Origin of the sequence: Bradyrhizobium sp. 35, assembly GCF_023073215.1 — a bacterium.
GTDB lineage: Bacteria > Pseudomonadota > Alphaproteobacteria > Rhizobiales > Xanthobacteraceae > Bradyrhizobium > Bradyrhizobium canariense_D.
The window spans coordinates 43,039-59,378 of sequence record NZ_JADPJC010000094.1 but is presented as its reverse complement, the minus strand read 5'-3'; the positions used below and the strand labels follow the sequence as shown (position 1 = coordinate 59,378).

16 protein-coding genes and 1 pseudogene are annotated in these 16,340 nt (G+C 57.7%); 5 read left to right on the top strand and 12 right to left on the bottom strand.

Annotated features, from left to right (window positions below; translation table 11 throughout):
* The first annotated feature begins 894 nt into the window (after positions 1 to 894).
* The 3 genes and pseudogenes from IVB36_RS40465 (at position 895) to IVB36_RS20435 (ending at position 3,076) form a co-directional block, all read left to right on the top strand.
* Positions 895 to 1,122 (top strand): hypothetical protein, encoded by a 228-nt coding sequence (locus tag IVB36_RS40465; RefSeq protein ID WP_345946587.1) that lies wholly within the window; start codon positions 895 to 897, stop codon positions 1,120 to 1,122.
* Positions 1,123 to 2,184: 1,062 nt separating this feature from the next.
* Positions 2,185 to 2,484 carry a hypothetical protein gene (locus IVB36_RS20440; protein WP_026233247.1) on the top strand — a complete coding sequence of 100 codons (300 nt, stop codon included), beginning with the start codon at positions 2,185 to 2,187 and terminating at the stop codon, positions 2,482 to 2,484.
* A 396-nt stretch (positions 2,485 to 2,880) separates the two neighbouring features.
* A pseudogene (locus IVB36_RS20435) lies at positions 2,881 to 3,076 on the top strand (cold-shock protein).
* 99 nt (positions 3,077 to 3,175) lie between these two features.
* On the opposite strand, the gene IVB36_RS20430 reads toward IVB36_RS20435, so the two are convergent.
* From IVB36_RS20430 to IVB36_RS20410, 5 genes are all read right to left on the bottom strand, one after another.
* Positions 3,176 to 3,388 (bottom strand): hypothetical protein, encoded by a 213-nt coding sequence (locus IVB36_RS20430; protein ID WP_018456774.1) that lies wholly within the window; start codon positions 3,386 to 3,388, stop codon positions 3,176 to 3,178.
* A gap of 884 nt (positions 3,389 to 4,272) precedes the next feature.
* Positions 4,273 to 4,446 carry a hypothetical protein gene (locus IVB36_RS20425; RefSeq protein ID WP_162847236.1) on the bottom strand — a complete coding sequence of 58 codons (174 nt, stop codon included), beginning with the start codon at positions 4,444 to 4,446 and terminating at the stop codon, positions 4,273 to 4,275.
* Between the two features lie 321 nt (positions 4,447 to 4,767).
* Complete coding sequence (locus IVB36_RS20420) at positions 4,768 to 4,980, bottom strand: hypothetical protein (protein WP_085409711.1); 213 nt, start codon at positions 4,978 to 4,980, stop codon at positions 4,768 to 4,770.
* Complete coding sequence (locus IVB36_RS20415) at positions 4,980 to 5,348, bottom strand: hypothetical protein (RefSeq protein ID WP_143273771.1); 369 nt, start codon at positions 5,346 to 5,348, stop codon at positions 4,980 to 4,982. The genes IVB36_RS20420 and IVB36_RS20415 overlap by 1 nt, the downstream gene beginning before the upstream one ends.
* Positions 5,349 to 6,120: 772 nt before the next feature.
* Positions 6,121 to 6,546, bottom strand: a complete 426-nt coding sequence (locus IVB36_RS20410; protein ID WP_157642985.1) for a hypothetical protein — start codon at positions 6,544 to 6,546, stop codon at positions 6,121 to 6,123.
* Positions 6,547 to 6,626: 80 nt separating this feature from the next.
* Here IVB36_RS20410 and IVB36_RS20405 point away from each other — a divergent pair, with 80 nt between their 5' ends.
* Positions 6,627 to 6,842, top strand: coding sequence for a hypothetical protein (locus IVB36_RS20405; RefSeq protein WP_018456770.1), 216 nt, complete (start codon positions 6,627 to 6,629; stop codon positions 6,840 to 6,842).
* A gap of 672 nt (positions 6,843 to 7,514) precedes the next feature.
* Here IVB36_RS20405 and IVB36_RS20400 read toward each other — a convergent pair.
* From IVB36_RS20400 to IVB36_RS20370, 6 genes are all read right to left on the bottom strand, one after another.
* On the bottom strand, positions 7,515 to 7,673 hold the full coding sequence (locus IVB36_RS20400) for a hypothetical protein (protein ID WP_018456767.1): 159 nt from the start codon (positions 7,671 to 7,673) through the stop codon (positions 7,515 to 7,517).
* Between the two features lie 1,324 nt (positions 7,674 to 8,997).
* Positions 8,998 to 9,294, bottom strand: coding sequence for a hypothetical protein (locus IVB36_RS20390; RefSeq protein WP_085349058.1), 297 nt, complete (start codon positions 9,292 to 9,294; stop codon positions 8,998 to 9,000).
* A gap of 482 nt (positions 9,295 to 9,776) precedes the next feature.
* Positions 9,777 to 10,373, bottom strand: coding sequence for a DsrE family protein (locus tag IVB36_RS20385; protein ID WP_247372058.1), 597 nt, complete (start codon positions 10,371 to 10,373; stop codon positions 9,777 to 9,779).
* A 34-nt stretch (positions 10,374 to 10,407) separates the two neighbouring features.
* Entirely contained in the window at positions 10,408 to 10,959 is a 552-nt protein-coding gene (locus IVB36_RS20380; RefSeq protein ID WP_247392830.1) for a hypothetical protein, read from the bottom strand.
* A complete protein-coding gene (locus tag IVB36_RS20375) occupies positions 10,956 to 11,975 on the bottom strand; it encodes a TAXI family TRAP transporter solute-binding subunit (RefSeq protein ID WP_247372053.1) in 1,020 nt (339 codons plus the stop codon). Before IVB36_RS20375 ends, IVB36_RS20380 begins: the two co-directional genes overlap by 4 nt.
* 118 nt (positions 11,976 to 12,093) lie before the next feature.
* Positions 12,094 to 13,482 (bottom strand): hypothetical protein, encoded by a 1,389-nt coding sequence (locus IVB36_RS20370; RefSeq protein WP_247392829.1) that lies wholly within the window; start codon positions 13,480 to 13,482, stop codon positions 12,094 to 12,096.
* Between the two features lie 61 nt (positions 13,483 to 13,543).
* Here IVB36_RS20370 and IVB36_RS20365 point away from each other — a divergent pair, with 61 nt between their 5' ends.
* Complete coding sequence (locus IVB36_RS20365) at positions 13,544 to 13,837, top strand: hypothetical protein (RefSeq protein WP_143273084.1); 294 nt, start codon at positions 13,544 to 13,546, stop codon at positions 13,835 to 13,837.
* A 2,057-nt stretch (positions 13,838 to 15,894) separates the two neighbouring features.
* Here IVB36_RS20365 and IVB36_RS20360 read toward each other — a convergent pair.
* A complete protein-coding gene (locus IVB36_RS20360; protein WP_085349052.1) occupies positions 15,895 to 16,110 on the bottom strand; it encodes a hypothetical protein in 216 nt (71 codons plus the stop codon).
* Positions 16,111 to 16,340: the final 230 nt, after the last annotated feature.

Below are 16,340 nucleotides of genomic sequence, written 5' to 3'. Positions count from 1 at the left end.
AAATTTCTCATTTAATGGCGGTCAATTTGGTTCCATTTGTAAGCCGACCGGGAACTGCTTTCGGTTTAAGCTTCACATGGATTTCGAATGCTTGCTCGCGGGGCGCTGTTGCGCGCTCAAGTGAACGAGAAACGTGCGCGGGGCAGCTACACGAGAAACGAAGCTTCGTGCGCGAGCATCGGAACGTCAGAAATCCTAGCCGAGGACTCTTCTCGCCGCCGTCAAGGGCACGTGCGACGGCTACCGAGACAGTTATCTTTCTTTGGCTTTCAAGGTGATGGCAACCGAGACAGCATCAACAGGGTCAGAAGCAATAGATGTCGCGTGCCTGCTGGGCTTCGCTCCGACAGTTCTCATCATGGCGTATGTGGGCGGCCTAAGCGAAGGAGCCAACGGGTTGCGCAAGACTTTGCAGCAAACACGGTTGGGAGGATCAAGAAAGAGTATCAGGAGCGGGATTGGGTCGTGCTTCGGAACCTCTCCAGTGGGCTGCTCCTGCGTGATCTCGTGGAGAAAGAGAAATTGCAGTTCGTGCGCCATACGTGTCGTTCTCCGAAGTGAGTTCATAGGCATGGAGCCGGGGATTTATCGAGGGGTCAGTAACCTAAAACAAACGAGCCTGGATGCAGAAACCGCCCCATTAAGTCCCGAGGCCGTTTTGCTTGACTAGAAGCGAGGAAGCAATTTCTCGTCCTCGTGCTGAAAGCGCAATTGAGCCTGGTCCAGGTCGCGGCCCGCTTCAGTAGGGTTGGGCGGGGTCAGGCATCGGCAGATTCGGTGCCTTCGGGAGTATCTTCGACGGGTCGAACTGCGCGAGGATCTGCTTGCCCATAGCCACCGGATCTTTGAAAAAATCCAACGGAGACGCGGGAAATTGAAGCTGCCTGGCAGAGAGTGCAGGGCGTTGAAATCGGAAACGTCATCGACGCCAAGCACTACCTCCTCACCCTCGACGACGAAGTGCTTCTGGCGGTTCTTCAGAGCGGCCGCGGCAATGCATGGGTAACGCTCGATCCAATCCGTGCCATGCGCGATAGCGGCCGGCACGCGTTTGTCCGGGGATACGTCCTGCTCTCTTGCGAGGCAGCAAAGGATGGGGAACGACGGATGCGCTCGCTCTAAGGCAAGCTGGGCGATTTTAAAGCACAGGGCCATTTTTAAATAAATAAATAATATAATGCCAATTTAAATGTTGACCGATATTTAAAATAGAATTAATTTGAGAGTGCCTGGCGCCGGACGAACGCGTCTGGCCACCGAGAAACGGCTCCCGCATCCCGCCCCTGCTTACGCCATGAGATGTGAGGGGCCGTTTCTTGGCCGATGGTGAGGCGGATCATCCTCCGCATGGCTACGTTTTTATCGTCCCCACCATGACAGCAGCGGTGTTACTGGTTGAAATCGCAATTATTATTGTTCTCGTCACGATTTGACTGACGCGAGAAACTAACAGCCGATGAGAAGCGGCGCGCGATCACGCATGATCGTCTCAGTCAGCTCGCCGCATCGTGCGGTCGATTTATCTTGTCAAAGTGGAAAAATGACCCGCCGGTCACACCGGTCGTTTTAGTCGTTGCTCTCACGAGCTTAGACCGCATGCCGGCCAGTATCATGTAAGTAAGGCGCCGCCAGATCAGGTTCATAACGGCTATGAGTGCATTTAGCCGCTCGAGGCGGACTTCAGCGCGGGCGCAAAGCGTTCGGAGAATGTTGCGGCCTTGGCTCCCGGGCTGCAGAAAGAGCGGCCGAGATAATCGTTGAACACCCCACGAATGCGATCGCGAGTAAGGCCGCACCGAAAAATAGTTTCCTCATCTTACTCTACTCGAGAGGACGTCAATGCCGTTCAGTCTTGGAGGGCGTTGTTTCGCGTCATTGCGTGTGAGGCTCGAAACGGTTTCCTGCACGCGGTCGTGACTCAAGCTGGGGTTATGGCGGTAGGACCTGCGTTGTGCGCCGCGCAACAACATATGCTCCGAAAAGACCGATGGCGGAGAGACGGCCCCGGCTTCAGGGTTGGCTTTTGAGGTACGCCGGAGCCGCTCCGCCAGCTTGGGCAAGCTAGCGAGACAGCAACGGCGCAGTGAGGACACGGGTTCCTCGCCGCGCAGGTCAGGCGAGGTTTAATTGGCACAATGTAATCCGCCGCGCTTTATCTTCGTTTCTACCCTGCGGCAAGCCACAATGCCTCTGACACTGCGGATGATAGGCCTGGATGATTACACGGTTCACGAGGACCGGCAGCTAGTCGGGCGCATCCGCTACGCCAACGAATGCTCCCCGGGGTTCTGGTTGTGGACGTGCATCGTGACGCTTCCCGGTCCGCCGTTCGGGAAAGCTGGCTCACTCGATGAAGCGAAGGGGCGGTTCATGATCGCATGGGAGAATTTCAAGGCGAAGCATACGGCGGAAGAGTTGGGGAAGGCCTTCGCTGAGATGAATCGCGCCAACCGACCAGACCATTATCTGCGCTCAGTGCGTTAGCGCGTCGCATTTGATTGCGACAAAAATTCGCCGGTTCACACTGCGGGCCATTTCCAAGCCGACGAGTTCGTCCCGGCTGTGTAGGCGCCAGCAGTGAGATTGCTCCGGCTTCAGGCCGACTTTTGGGTGGCCGCGGCCGCTCAGTTAGCTCGCGAGGAGCCGGCAAGATTCTCAAGCTCCCTATCGAGGTGTTCGTTCCCTGCTGGTCCACCGTGGGAAATTGACGGGAGGGCGCCGGTTCACGTTGGCTGCCTTCCTCATGTGGGCAACATGACGCCTGTCCCAGTACAGGCGGTCATTCATCCAACTCGCATTTTGAACTAAATCCTAAGTTGGTGGGCTTTTCGTTTTTATCAGCTTCTGTCATGTGGCGACGGTCATTTAGGAGAGACGTGCGTGGCGACAGGTATTGTGAAGTGGCTCAACCAAAGGCTATGGCTTCATTCAGCCCGACGACGGCGGGAAGGACGTCTTTGTCCACATTTCAGCGGTGGAGAAGGCTGGCTTCAGTGGTTTGGCAGAAGGTGCAAAGGTGAGCTACGAGATCGTGAGCGATCGGGGCGAGCAGTCCGCAGGTAATCTGAGACGGTAGGCGTGGCTGGGACAGGGCCCGCCGGTTCGCACAGGCGGGCCGGGCGCTTTGACCACGTATCGAATTTAGTACTCGCTTTGGCGGCAATCTTCGGCGCTTTCACCGCTCCAGTTCCTTGATGGCGTCCTTTAGCAGCTCGAGAAGCCGGATTTCACATGCCCCCATGACGAACTGATCGGCGTCGTCAGGCACGACAATCTGCCCCTGCACGTGTCCATCATGGGATTGGATGATGAAGTCTCGGGCCTTGCACGCTTCGTTGCGGACGTTCGTTATCGCCTCAAGCGGACCCCATTCAATTCTGACAGCCATTGCTAACCCTCGCTCTTAGCGGAACGCGCGCGAGCTACTGCGGGTCATGCGAGTTGAGGAGCGGTAAAGCCGGCACATCGATCGGCTCGCCTGGCGGTCGATCAACCCGGTTCGCTTTCTTTCCGCTGACGAGGACACCAATATAGCCGTCACCCCGCCCTGCGATCATCAGCCAGTGCGGGAATGCCAAGGACATGGTCGCTGGCCTCAAAATACCGCGCTCACGGGCGCCGTAGGACAAACCTATTCAATCATTTCGCGATTGAACAAGTCAAACATTTAATATATTTAATAAATGCATTGTCTATTTAATTGCGAGATATCAAGAGCGCGGGGTGCACTTATGCCCTCGATAGAGTCTATGCACTTCGGCAGCACAGCGCCTTCCGACCAGCACCGCGAGCCGGGTGCGCCTCCTGCGTGGCGTCCTTCGGCAGGTGGACCAATCGACGCCGAGCCGGAGGCCGCGAATGACACCGCGGGCGAATGGCCTCCGCTCCCGTTTCCTGATGGCTGGTACGCCACCTGCTGAGTTGTGACGCGGCGTCTGCCTATATGGTGCTGGCAACCGGCAAAGCCGGCACTTGAAAGCGTCTGCGGGCCGGCGGGGTTGCCAGTTAGCACAGTGGGCGAGGAGTCACCCAATCAGGATGATATGTAAGATACTCGACAGGCAGTGTCGGAAGAGGCGATACTCTTGAGGCGGGGTGATGGGCCTAGTCGCGTCATTTTGCATGTCTGAAGATGTACTTCGCTTCTACCAGTTAGCTGACGTGTGCAGGGAACGGACGGCGCAAGCCCGTCAGTCCCGTCGACGCGGAGCCGTGGCTAAAGCTTGCTGAGGACTGGCTCGAATTCGCACGAGCCGACCAGCAACGGCGCGCTTACGAGCCGCGCTGCATCCGATGAACAGCGACCAGAAGATCTGGCCGCTCGAGCACCTCCACCAGCTTGTCCAAGATGATGCGCTCGTTATTCCGGGGCCTCGGTTCTAAGTATTTTTCCAAAATGCGCTGGGCGTCACTCACAGCCTGAAGAGCTAGCTGTTCATCCGTCATCTGTTAGCCCCCAGTGGCCAATCAGAACGGAAGAACCTACGTGTAAGATAGTTCCAGATCCTTTATTGCCGGTTGATGATGCGGTGCTCACGATAGGTGGGGAGCCCCCGTCAATGGAAGCCATGCTACTGCTTCCGAGGCGAGGCCATTAGTCTTCAGGGGCATCCCATCGGCGTCCCAGTCTGGAATTTTGGGAGGCAATGGTGAAATCGGCTGCCCTGCCGGTGGACTGGCGCGAGGCTGCCAGGCCGAAGCATAGGGTCAGCGTCAACGCAGTCACCACTAGCAGCGCGGACATGAACTAGCTCACGCGCACCTCTCTCACGCCCGAGAGCGCGCATAGCCGAAGGCTTTGGCCGGAGCCATGCACCGCTGAATACCGACAGAATGACGATCCAGGTTCAGCCCTTCCTTCCGCACCTGCAATTCAAGCCAGTCGATGCCGGACTCGGCCTGAGCCGCCTTCCGGGCGCGGTAGTGTTTCACAATGGTCTGCGCGCTTCGGTATGAATGCCCAGTGATGTCGCAGGTCATCAGCAAGTCGCAGCCAGCCCGATCGAGCAGCATGACGCAGGTATCACGTAAGTCCTGGTCGTGCTTTGGTCGAGTTCGCTGGCGCCATTGACGAACATCAGCGTGGGGCAAGGCTTCAGAACGCCATGCTGTCTCATCGCCATTGCTGTCGCGTGCGGCCTGCGCCAATCCGCCAATACACGCTTGCGCTGGTCGACCGCTCGAGCGCGCTGCGCCCTATTTCCCTCATCGAGAGGAAGAGGGGCAAACAGCCGATCGATATTTTCAATCAGTTCGGCGGCCAGTCGCTCTGCGCGGATAATTGACTGGCGCGTGTTGTCGCGCGAGAAAGCCGAAGATAAATGCGGAATGCGAAGCCCCTTGCTCAAGCCCTACCACGCGAGGATCGTGAAGTTCACTCCCTTCAGGGCAGTCGAGCTGCACAGCCTCTACGCTCGTTCGCTAACGCAGGATAAATCGGGTTCCAGTCACTCCTCGGGGGTCCGCTCCCCCGCGGCTCGCCGTCGCTGCGATTGAGTGCTCGGAGGCGACTGCAATGCAGGTACAGCCGAGGCGCGTCGCTCCGCCTCTTGGACTTTAAGCCGCAGATCTTCCAGCTCTGACAGTTGACAAACGAGGTCGTTCAACCGTTGGACAAGAAGGATCGAGCTATAACCCTGCATCAACGCCCTCCTGAGTCTGCAGCTATCCAGACAGCAAAAGGACCCCAGCCTCAGGGCGGTGAAGCTGGGGCTATCGAGCCGCCTTGGTGAAGGCAGCTGCCCCTTGGGGAGGCACGGGAAAACTTGGCAATCAGTAAGTCGTTCCAAGCCGAACAAAATGAGCCTTGCCTTGGGGCAGTGGGGAAAGCTGGGGCCCGACTGCATCGCCCAGTTGGGGAGAGGAATCGGGCAAACGCGGTAATTGGCGAGCCCGTACCAACCGCCGTGCCTCCGAAAAACGTTAGCGGCCCCTGTCGTCCTTGCCGTCGGGACAGCCATCGCCGCCGCCGTTACCCCACGGCTCGCTTTTTGCTCGCCTCCAAAAGCGCGTGTGCCGGCGAGTGGGTCGCTCGATAGGCAGTGTCGACCGATCGAAAGCGCAGCCGGACGGCTGTAAATTAGATTGAAATTCCATATTTAATATAGTTTAATATAGAAATTAAATGACGATTTTCAGAGTTTTGGGATCATGCCTCATTCTCCGTCCATCGTGCCTCATCCATATCCACGTGACGTCTATCTTGTGCTCGAGGATTATGGAGGTGGGCTCGGCCGTGCCTGGAGCGAAACCTCCGAAGACGACACTGGTCGAGCGACGCTGATGCGCCAAATAATGGAAGGTCAATACAAGCACCCTGCTCGGATCGTGGTCTTCAACACGGTTGAGGGATGGTCGCGTGATGTAACCGTAGAGATCGCAGATGAACTGCGCCGCTGCTTTGTCGAGTTCGATGACATTGCGCCAGCCGCGTTGGAATTCATCGAGAGAATCGGAAGGAACTGACTGTGGTGCGCAGTCGTGCCTTGCTTTGGTTTGCGCTAATCTCACAAACTTATCCGAGATGAGGACGATGAGCGGCAGCACGAACAAACAAGCGACGACGTGGGTGTGAGATAACCGCCTGGTGCGGCATAAGACCAACCCTTCTTGTGTTTGGAGTTGCCATGTCGGTGGGTTATGGTCGCGCTGTTGAATGGGACGGAAAGATCCTGACAGGCTCGGTGGTCGTAAATGGCGTGACGACCAAAGTGACTGCGGACCGAGCGATCATCCATGCGTATGCCGCGGGATTCAGCGATGCGCTCAGTTGGGAGATTGATCGCTTTCGGATAGAAATCTTTGAGAAGCTGATGCCATTCCTCCTTCGTCAGAATAGTTGACGGTAAGCTATGACCTCGCCGCGTGTCGGGGATTTTTCGGCAACGATGCTGATGAACTTCCGCTGCCGTGCACCTTACCTGACTTCCGGCAAGCAGATATCGTCATAGGATTAAAAGAGGCGGAGCATCAATCGATGGTCGAACGCCGCTTTCCTGGCCATCGCGGACCGGGTCCAGAATTGGCACGTAGACGATCTCGATGCCGCAGAGCCCTGTGATGCCCTGCCGCACCTGGAGCTGGCGGTCGCGAACCTGATCGCTATGTTGCGAACGGACGACCTGCGGTCCTAAAGGCCCGTCGGCGAGCCCGAGGCAGGAACGGTAGGAGACGCGGGGCAGCCTCCGCTCGATGGCGAGTCGTCAAGGTCCACGTTCATAGTCGCCAGGATGTAGCCGAAGGGTGAGCGCAAGGAATTCAGTTCCTCGACCTCGATCTCCATCCGTATTCCCCATGCGGAATCGTTGCGGTGATCTCGACGTCATTGCCGGCCGACACGCGCCAGGCTGCCACCCCGAAGCACAAGGTCAGCGTCAGGGCGAGGGCAAGCAGAAGCATAGAGACGAAATGGCTCACGCGCGTGTACCCGCAAATCTGAAACCAGTTGAGAGCGTGCACAGAGGCGCGATTCGGAAAATGCAGACGATCTGACGCATCGGCCGTTTTCCCCATCCTTACACGGGGCCAAAAGCGCTCACGATCCCGATCGTGATCGGCACGAGCGCGACCATCACCCACAAAGCGGGCGAGCTGGAGGACAGGCCAACGACCAGTATCAAAACACCGATACCTACGAGGGCCGCTGAGATTGCGTAGGCGACTGCCTTTTCCATCTATCGATCCACGACAACAAGGGATCGGTCGCACAAGGACTCGAGGCAAATCGAAACGTTCCTTTCTTGATTTAACTCGGCCATAAAATCCTATTTAATGCTAGTTTTGCAACTTAATTTCGCCAAATTAAAAGGCGCTTTCTGCGCGTCGGGGCAGGGCTATTAACCCGGAGTCCTGCATGTTCACTCGAGTAGTCGTAGCTTTATTGCTCGCTTTTGCGACATCCATTTCATCTGAAGCGCGCCCCTTGCGCGCCGCTTTGCCACCTGAATGCAACGTGATTATGCCATGCGACTTTTCATCTTCGCTGGTGCAGGCGCAGAGATACACGAGACCGGCACCGCGCCTGCAGCGAGGTGCCGTTGCTAGCCTACGGATGTCTGTGGCCAGCTCAGGGGCCTTAAGTAGTGAGATCGTTAGCGGTCGTCCGGCCGGTTGCCCTCGATCGTTCTGCGGATGTGGTGCGGCGATCCGAGTGTTTGGTCGGGTAGTACCGGAACTGAACCTCGCAGCCAATTGGCTGCGCTTTCCCCGCACCTCGCCAGCACCGGGAATGGTTGCCGCGCGACGTGGACACGTCTTCGTCCTTGAACAGCACATCGCTGGTGACATCTGGAAGGCGTACGATGCCAACTCAGGTGGGCACGCAACGCGAATTCACCCGCGCTCCCTGCGAGGGTACACCATCGTCAACCCTCATGCGGCTTAAAGCCATCGCGCAGCGTTCCCGTTGGAGTTGTCTCGCCACGTTCCGGAGCATCCGGTTCGCGGCTTCCGCTCAAAAACAGGGCCGCAGCAGTTTTCGCTGCGGCCCTGAAGTTGCAACTTGATTCTGCGCCGGCTTGTTCTCGCAGTTTGTCCCGAACACCGAGGTTGATAGGTCCGCCATCATGGGAAGCTTCAATGCAGCCAGGGCGTTCCATGACGATCATTGGTGTTCACATCAGAACGATAGAATTCGACGATGCGGTGCTTCATTGAGACCCGGACACGATAACCAGCGGATATCCACGCTCTCGCTTGAGGACCTGCTCTCTTCAGTGTGCTCCACCACGCAGTGAAGGTGTAGGCCGATCTCGGCAGAGGCTTCCCCAAGATCGCTTCAATTTCTGAAAAGGTGAGGCGGAGACTTTGACCGTTCTCCGTTCGCAGCCTTTCATGCAATGGCTGGTAAATCGACCTCGGCATGCGAGCACCATATCGACAAAATGGGCCGGCTGCCCGGCATTGGAATAGCAGACTGGTGCATATAGAGCGCGGAGGCAAAAGGCATTATCCTTCAGGTCTGCAAGACCTCGCGGAGCCTGACGCAGCGACGTCTCTTCAGTGTTCCCTTAGCTCTAGGTCTCTCAGCAGCACGTGGAGAAAGTCGCTGGCGTGGTCATAGCGTTTACGACCATTCACGATCTCGCGGGTGCGCGGCTCCAGTGTGCTGGCGATGGCTTCAGCGCCGGGTAGATCAGCCTGGTGCGACCACTGCTGTAGCAGCCGATCAGGAATGCCTTGAGCGGATCCAGGCAGCTTCAACACACAATAATCGCCATTGTGCTTGTGATCAGCTTTCGCATAAAGAGCGAATAACGCTCGAAAGGCATTACGGGAAACGGCAGGTTTTGCCATTTAACATCCCCAACGTAAAATCGACTCGCTTTAAGTTTAGAAATCTGACGCGTTAACAAAATAAAATCCAGTGGAATTTAATCGCTTGCCCTCGAAAAAGAGGTCATCAGAACTGACGTAAATCGAAGCACTGTGCGTCACAGCTCGCGCCGCCCTGCATCTCCGATACCCTATGCTGCTACGGGACAATCGACCTTAGCAGGCGGCCGAGTAGGATGGGCGGGGCAGGGGCTGCCCCGCAAAATTGCTACCAGACCTCGCAAGTGACTGAGACGAACCGATGTTCGCTCAACCCGCTCCCGAAGTCGCTCTCGTGCGCATGATCAGACAGTCGGTCTAGCGCTGCCCGGTCAATAGCGCGCGATAGATCTGTCCCGATCGAGGCCAGTCAATTTGCATCGGCTGCGGCGACCCACTCGATCGGGGTGTCGCGACCGCAGGCCGGCACCTAGCCGCTCGATAGGCATTGTCTGGTCGCCATTTCATGGCTTGACGTAGGTCCATCCCTGCTCCTGCAACTGCATCACCCTAACGACGCCCGACCTCACCACTTGGGCTTGGGCAACGATCGGAATGTCTTTATTTTCGGCCTTTTGCATTTTCTCTTGCGTGTTTCCACAGGCTTTGAATGATACTTCCGGCGTGCTCAGAGCCATTTCCTCAATTCGCGCTTTCACCGGCGACGTGTCATCGCGGAGCATATGGAGGCCGGGGCCGAAGGTAATCACCTCCACTTTCACTCCTTCACCAACCTCCTTGTAGTATTGCGCGACGTTGAGTGCATTGTTCAATGCAAGATTCATTGACGCGGAGTCGCTTGTGTTGACCTGAAGGATTAAGCGGTGCTCTTTCTTGGCAGCAGACGATGGCGCGATGCGCGCCAGCTCAAATTGTTTTGGCGTCGCGGCCCGCGCCGATGAATTCGCGTGCGTTCTTGCCGCGCCATGTGCTGAGGCTGCAGGCAAACTGGGCTGTGCCGAGAGCAGGCGAGTCTCCTGTGCCGCGGAACTAGACAGCCCGACCAGGAGCGAGATGATTGTCGCGATCATCGCTGTGATAATCTTCGGAAATTTTGGCATTATGTTGTTTCTCCAAGCAAGCTGAGGTTCATGATCAATTGTTGGGCTTCGCGATCGCGCGTGGCCATTTGCATGTTGCCACCAATTTTGCACGTACGCTCTCGATACCATCGAGAGCGAACACTGCACCGGCGCTGGTCCCCGTTCGGCGTGACACATGCACGGAAAGTTCGCTGTGGCCGGGGATCGATTGCAACAGGCGAACGACATCGCCGTCAAGCGCGACACCGCGCACCGACGTAATTGTTGAGACCTGAAAAGGTGGATCATCATTAATGCGCAGGGATAGGGTGTAATCCTCGCGACGGCCCGACAGGCCGGCTCCATCAAGCAACACTTCGGTCAGGCCGCCGCGACAGCGTATCGACAGGCTCATTGCTGCGGCCCCTTGAGATGGTAGTGTCGCCTTGATGATCGATGAATAATCAACTGGCGAGGTGGTCTCGCTGACGATCCACGCCCCGGCTCCATTTGCGGGCCGATCAGAGACGCGAACCGGCGCCATAGGGTCTTCGGCGCCTCGGGCCCGAGCGAGGTCATTTGCGATCGCGAGCGTCACGACGAGAGCGATCAGGGTGAACGTCATTGCGCCGCCTGGCTCGAACGCGGCAGACGATCGAGCCAGGCCTGCGCCGCGGGAGAACGCGTCAGGCCAGGGACCGTCGCCGCCAAGTTGATCGACTTCCATTTCGGATCGAAACCGGGCTCCTGCAGTTTGTTGATCCGCGAGAACAGGCGGTCAACAAAGCGCGCCACACGATGAAAGCGATTGGATTTGATCGGCCAATTGAAAGCGACCAGCACGGTTGGAACGGCAATAGTTGTCACGCGTTCCCCCTGCCTGATCAAGTTTGGATAATCAGCTGCGTCCAGCCAAGATGGCAGATAATAATCTTCGAACTTGCTCTCGTAGGGGACCGGCAAGAACTTGAAGCCGGCATCCCAGCGACCACGTATGAATGCATCCACCGGCTTCGATGTTATGAAAACGACGGCGGCCAGCTCACCCCTGCGCATTTGTTCCATCGCAACCTGATGGGGGATGAATGCCTTATCGACCTCGATCCCCAGCCGGCTGAAGATCAGCGGGCCCGAATAAGCTGCGGCGGTACCTTGGGTGTTGAAATTGACCTTCTTTCCGACCAGATCACTCAAGCTCTGAATTTCGGGCCTGACGAATACGTGCAGTTCAGATGGAAACAGGTTGAGCACATAGGTGATCCGTCGCTGGATGTCCGGCACTTGGCTCTTGTACTCGTCAAGTGCGTCGGAATTGATGATTGCTGCATCAATGCCCCGCAAATACAGCAGCGAATTGACGTTTTCGGTTGCGCCACGGGTCACGATGGGCAGCACGTGGAGGTCCGTTCCATCATCGGCCACTCGCGCCATTTCCGCGGCAAGCCGAATGGGAGCTCCTTCCAGCAGACCTCCGGCTATTCCGACAGTCCAATCGTTCATGGCCGCAATTTCCGCCCTTGCATGATCCGCACGTGCCCGCGGAGTCTGCTGGGCCATTGCTGGGCAACAGCCCATGATCAAAAGCGGAGTGGCTATCACGATGAGGAGAAACCAAGAGCGTATTCCAACCAGCTGCTTCATCGATCCGGCTCCCCAGGAACGTCTACTCTGTTTTGTCCGCTGCGCTCTTCACTTCGACACGTAAGTTTAAGTTCGATCTGTCGATACAGCGCACGACCATTTGTCTGCACCGATGCTGCTAATGACCAAGTGCGTCGAATCGCTCCCTTGCCTCCTTGACCCCTCCGGCTGCTGCTCTGGCGTAAAGCTCTCGCGCCTTGGACGTGTCGCCGCGCGTTCCGCTCGCGCCCCATTTTGCAAGCAGGCTCGGATCATACGTTTCCGCGAGGGCGAAACTTGCCGGTGCGCTCCCTAATTCAGCAGCACGCTCCAGGACAACTCGTGCCGCGCCAATATCGCCTTGTCGAAGCAATCCGGTTGCGCGAGCGATCAATCGCACGAGTTCGGCGGCGTTTTCGTTCCGGGGAACCGGGGATGGCGCCTTCGGCTCAGCTGCTGTGACCACGAGCTCTCGCGCGAATTGCGCGGGCGGCGCCTGCGGCGATCCCAGCAGCAGTGTTCGGAGCAGTTCCCTTGTTGGCGAATTGCCGGCTCCGCCTTCGCCCGACACCCCGGCGGGTAGCCACGGTCCGATACTCGGGCGCGCTGCGGCAAGTTCTTGCTCATCTCGGCCGGATTGGTTGCATTCTCGCCGGAGCCGCTTTTTCAACTGTTCGGCTCGATCATCGTTTGCCGCGGCTTGCGCTTCATAGGCGAACAGCGTGGAACGAGCCAACGAGAGCTCTTGCGCCAGCGCATCTGCTCTTTCGTGCTCCTCCTTTAATGAGAGCTTCAGTTTAGCCGAGGTATTCTCCGCCGTTCGTTTGGTCTGCACCGTTTCTTCGGTTGCCTTCGCGATCTGCTGGGATCGGTTGTCGAGCTCGATTCGCGTCGTCGCGAGCGTCTCCTCCAGCTGTTTGGTACGATCGTGCTCCTGTCGGAGGCTTGCCTGTACCTGAGCCTCCGCTGCCTCTTTTGCACTGATCTCTGCGGCTTGTCTGGTTACCTCTGCGGACTGGGTCTCCAGGTCGTGATGAGCGGCTGTCAGATTCTGCTCCAGCCGGTTTGCCCGATCTTTCTCCCGCTCGACAGCCTGTTGCAGCTCTCTCGGATCGCTCTGTGCCCGGCGTTCGGGTTCGCGACCCTCTGCGCCGATTTCGCGGCTTAGCCGTGCCTGCACTTCGAAATCGTTGCGCGCCTTGACAAGTTCCCGTTCCAGACGCTGCGTGTGCAAGCGCTCCTCCCGGAGCGATTTCTGGAGCTCATCGGTTTCATTCTCGGTGGCCTCCGCAATGCTGGTCCATTGCTCGCGTGCATGCTGCAACAGCCCCAGCACGGTATCCTGCTCCCGTCGGCATGTTCGAAGGTCAGCAGCAAGGGCCCGTATCCTCTCCTGTTCTGTGGCGAGCACTTGCCGCGATCGCTCGGTATTGCTGATTGTGGCTTGTGCGAGCTTCAGGGGTGTCGTGTCGGCAGATGGTTTCAGCCGCGCCGCGCGCCACCCTCCCGAGCCGGTCGTGCCGCGCAAGTGCGTCGCCATGACATGGGCGTCGCTCGCCGGCCGATTTGGCTGCTGCGCGAGAACGGGTATGGTCAAAACCGATATTATCGTCAGGACAGTCGGTGCAACCCACGCCGACCTTGTTGCGCAGGTGCGCGCACAGCTACGAACACAATCCGAGGCAATCCACACGTCTGCGCGGCGAACGGGCGATCCAAGGCCCGACCCTGCCTGCATCGACGCTTGTGCCCACATCCGCGACATTAATGCGTCAATCCGTTTCTCAATTTCAATTTACCCTCAGGCAAAAATAAACCATATTTTATTTTATTCAATCATTTATCGCCAATTAAATGTTCGGCCGATGCTGCCGGTCGCTTGAGAAGGAGATCGTCCAATGCTGCACCGACTCCCCTCGCTGATCATTGCGATTATCACGAGCGTAGCTGTACTGGCCCTGGCCCAAGCAGGCGGCGCAGTGGCGGGCTCCGCGGGTGCCGGCACTGGGACGGGCACGGGCAGCGCCAACACTGGTGGGTCAGCTCCGTCCGGCATGGGTACAAATGCGAGCAGCGCCAACCCTGGTCCATCGGCGCCTCCAGGAATAGGGACACGAGACGTTGGTACCGGTGCAAACCTGAACCGCACCAGTCAAACCAACAGCCCGGACGTTCAACCCACCACGTCGAAGTCGCGGGCGGCGGCGAGGCCAAGAGAACTGCCTGCGCTGGCCACGCTCAAAATGGTCTGCCGATCGGAGCTTTTGGCACCGGCACGAGCAACGAGGAGCAGATGATCGTTGGACCGTCACCTAACCGAAAAATACCGGCAGCGAAGGTCGACGGAAATATCGCTGGAATAGTTGGTAGGGGCTCCAGCCTTTCGGACCAAGTGAGCCGGCCGCGCGCCGCACGAACTGGGGAAAAAGTGCTGGACGCCGCTGGACGCCAAAGTGCAAGTCCAACGGCGAACGACAGTTTCGCATAAGCGCATTCCCGCCTCAGAAAACAGAACTCGGTAGTCTGAGCGGACCGAGCCGGGCAGCCGAGCGCGCTTTGGCGTCCCTGCTCAGGTCTGCGCGCCGCCCGACGAAGGCGCCGGCAGGGCTTGGTTCTCCATGGGGCGCCTTGAAGAGGACTGACGCCCGGCACACGGCCGAGTGGGATTTGGGCTAGGCGAGAGCATTCACGCGGTTATGCGAGCGCTCGATTCCGCGGCATTCGGATCACGTCCGATCGGTCGGAGCGAGGAGCCAGCCGTGCATTGTTCGAAATGCTCGCGAAGCATGTCATTAGCCAAGTGCTCCCAGAACTCAGCTTCGGCGAGAAGCTTCCAGCTTCGATCTGGATGATGCGCAGAAGTCTGTCGGCACAGCGACGCCATCGCGCGCAAGCGGCGTACGGTCTCCATCCACTCCTCCCATTATTTTTCCCACCTTATTTTCTGTTTTGCGTCATATTGATTATGATTATACCGGATAATCAAATTTGCCTTCCGTGGCGCGACTACCGAAACGATTTGACGCGAACGACTTTCGGCTTTGCTTTCAAATTGTCTTTCAGATGAAGCGCTGCTTCAAAAGACTAAAACAGATAAAAAGTCAGGCTTAAACCAACTCAGGTGCGGGACATGATCCGCAGCATGCCGCTCGTGGATGATCTCGGTCAGAGCCGGAAAGGGACGCCGGATCCAAGTGCAGCACTTTTCCCGACACAGAGCCTTCACTCGCATCGGCCTGCCTTGAAACCCCGCTGTGCGCACGCCTCATTGGGGAGCGATCGGGCGGCTTGGAGCTGTGCAAGGGTTATCGGAGGCTTCAAGGTCGATCCGTGAAACGATCGTCTTCGAGTTCGCTGAAATTACGCGCGCCGCTCGCCATCATTGAATCCGCGTGCGGCAACTCGTCCCAAACCGGGGCCTACGCATCCGTGACGCCGGCCCTAGTCTCGCTCTTTCTCCGAGGCTTCGCCCTTCCGCCCTTCGCACTTGCTCTCGTAGCCTGTGCAATTGGGCAAGCAGGCTAACGAGCTCCATCGCCGTTTGACGCAGAACAGCCAAGCGGCTGCAAACCCCACTACTCACTACAATACCCCCAAACAGGCCCTTGCAGGATCAGCGATCGGAAGCGTTAGTTTGCGCCGACCTGCCGGTGTGACGCTTAACTTACGGTTCATGAGGGCGTCAGTTCGCTTTACGGCGATAGGCCAAAATATTTCGCATCCCTCCAGTAAGCCCTGGCAGAAATAGCCGCCAAGACAGGAATCTGGATGAACGCTGCGCCATGATTGAGCGCATCCAGCCCGTACCAAGACTAGTCGGTGCGGCAACCATGCCGCAACAGGTCAACTCCGCACACGGGGCGTCAAATGAGGCGGTCGGCCCAAACTCGTGTAATGCTAGTCAGTTCGGCTCCGCGTCTGTACCGAAGCCCGCTACGCATCAGCACAGCGGCGCTTCCTCGAATATCTCCCCGGGCCGCACGACCGGCTCATCGACCCAGGCCTCGCGAGCGAACCAGTTGTGATTGGCGCGACAGACCGGGCAACGAGTATTGCCATAAAACACAACGCTCCGCAGGAAAGCCTCACGGTCCGACCTAATACCAGTAGGAATCGCGCGACCGGTTTGCGGACATTTGACCATGATCATTCCCATGCGAGCCTCCCTAGGAAATTATTATTCGTTGTCGAACGAAAGAGAACCGGCCGGCTGGAGTGCGTCGTCATCTCAGTGTGGGTTACTTGGGGGGCATCGCACACTGGGAGTGCTTGTTCGAGCAGGGCGGGTTGCTCGTGACCACGTTTTTCCAACCGGCCGGATCGCTGCTTGAGCGATTCCTTGGACGCCGCCGCTCTTTGGCTCGACAGCGCGGGCGTTGATTATTC

Coding starts and splice junctions, on each gene's coding strand:
- IVB36_RS20440 (WP_026233247.1), top strand. CDS start 2,185: ATGCCTCTGACACTGCGGATGATAGGCCTGGATGATTACACGGTTCAC.
- IVB36_RS20430 (WP_018456774.1), bottom strand. CDS start 3,388: ATGGCTGTCAGAATTGAATGGGGTCCGCTTGAGGCGATAACGAACGTC.
- IVB36_RS20425 (WP_162847236.1), bottom strand. CDS start 4,446: ATGACGGATGAACAGCTAGCTCTTCAGGCTGTGAGTGACGCCCAGCGC.
- IVB36_RS20420 (WP_085409711.1), bottom strand. CDS start 4,980: ATGACCTGCGACATCACTGGGCATTCATACCGAAGCGCGCAGACCATT.
- IVB36_RS20405 (WP_018456770.1), top strand. CDS start 6,627: ATGTCGGTGGGTTATGGTCGCGCTGTTGAATGGGACGGAAAGATCCTG.
- IVB36_RS20400 (WP_018456767.1), bottom strand. CDS start 7,673: ATGGAAAAGGCAGTCGCCTACGCAATCTCAGCGGCCCTCGTAGGTATC.
- IVB36_RS20390 (WP_085349058.1), bottom strand. CDS start 9,294: ATGGCAAAACCTGCCGTTTCCCGTAATGCCTTTCGAGCGTTATTCGCT.
- IVB36_RS20385 (WP_247372058.1), bottom strand. CDS start 10,373: ATGCCAAAATTTCCGAAGATTATCACAGCGATGATCGCGACAATCATC.
- IVB36_RS20380 (WP_247392830.1), bottom strand. CDS start 10,959: ATGACGTTCACCCTGATCGCTCTCGTCGTGACGCTCGCGATCGCAAAT.
- IVB36_RS20375 (WP_247372053.1), bottom strand. CDS start 11,975: ATGAAGCAGCTGGTTGGAATACGCTCTTGGTTTCTCCTCATCGTGATA.
- IVB36_RS20365 (WP_143273084.1), top strand. CDS start 13,544: ATGGTCAAAACCGATATTATCGTCAGGACAGTCGGTGCAACCCACGCC.
- IVB36_RS20360 (WP_085349052.1), bottom strand. CDS start 16,110: ATGGGAATGATCATGGTCAAATGTCCGCAAACCGGTCGCGCGATTCCT.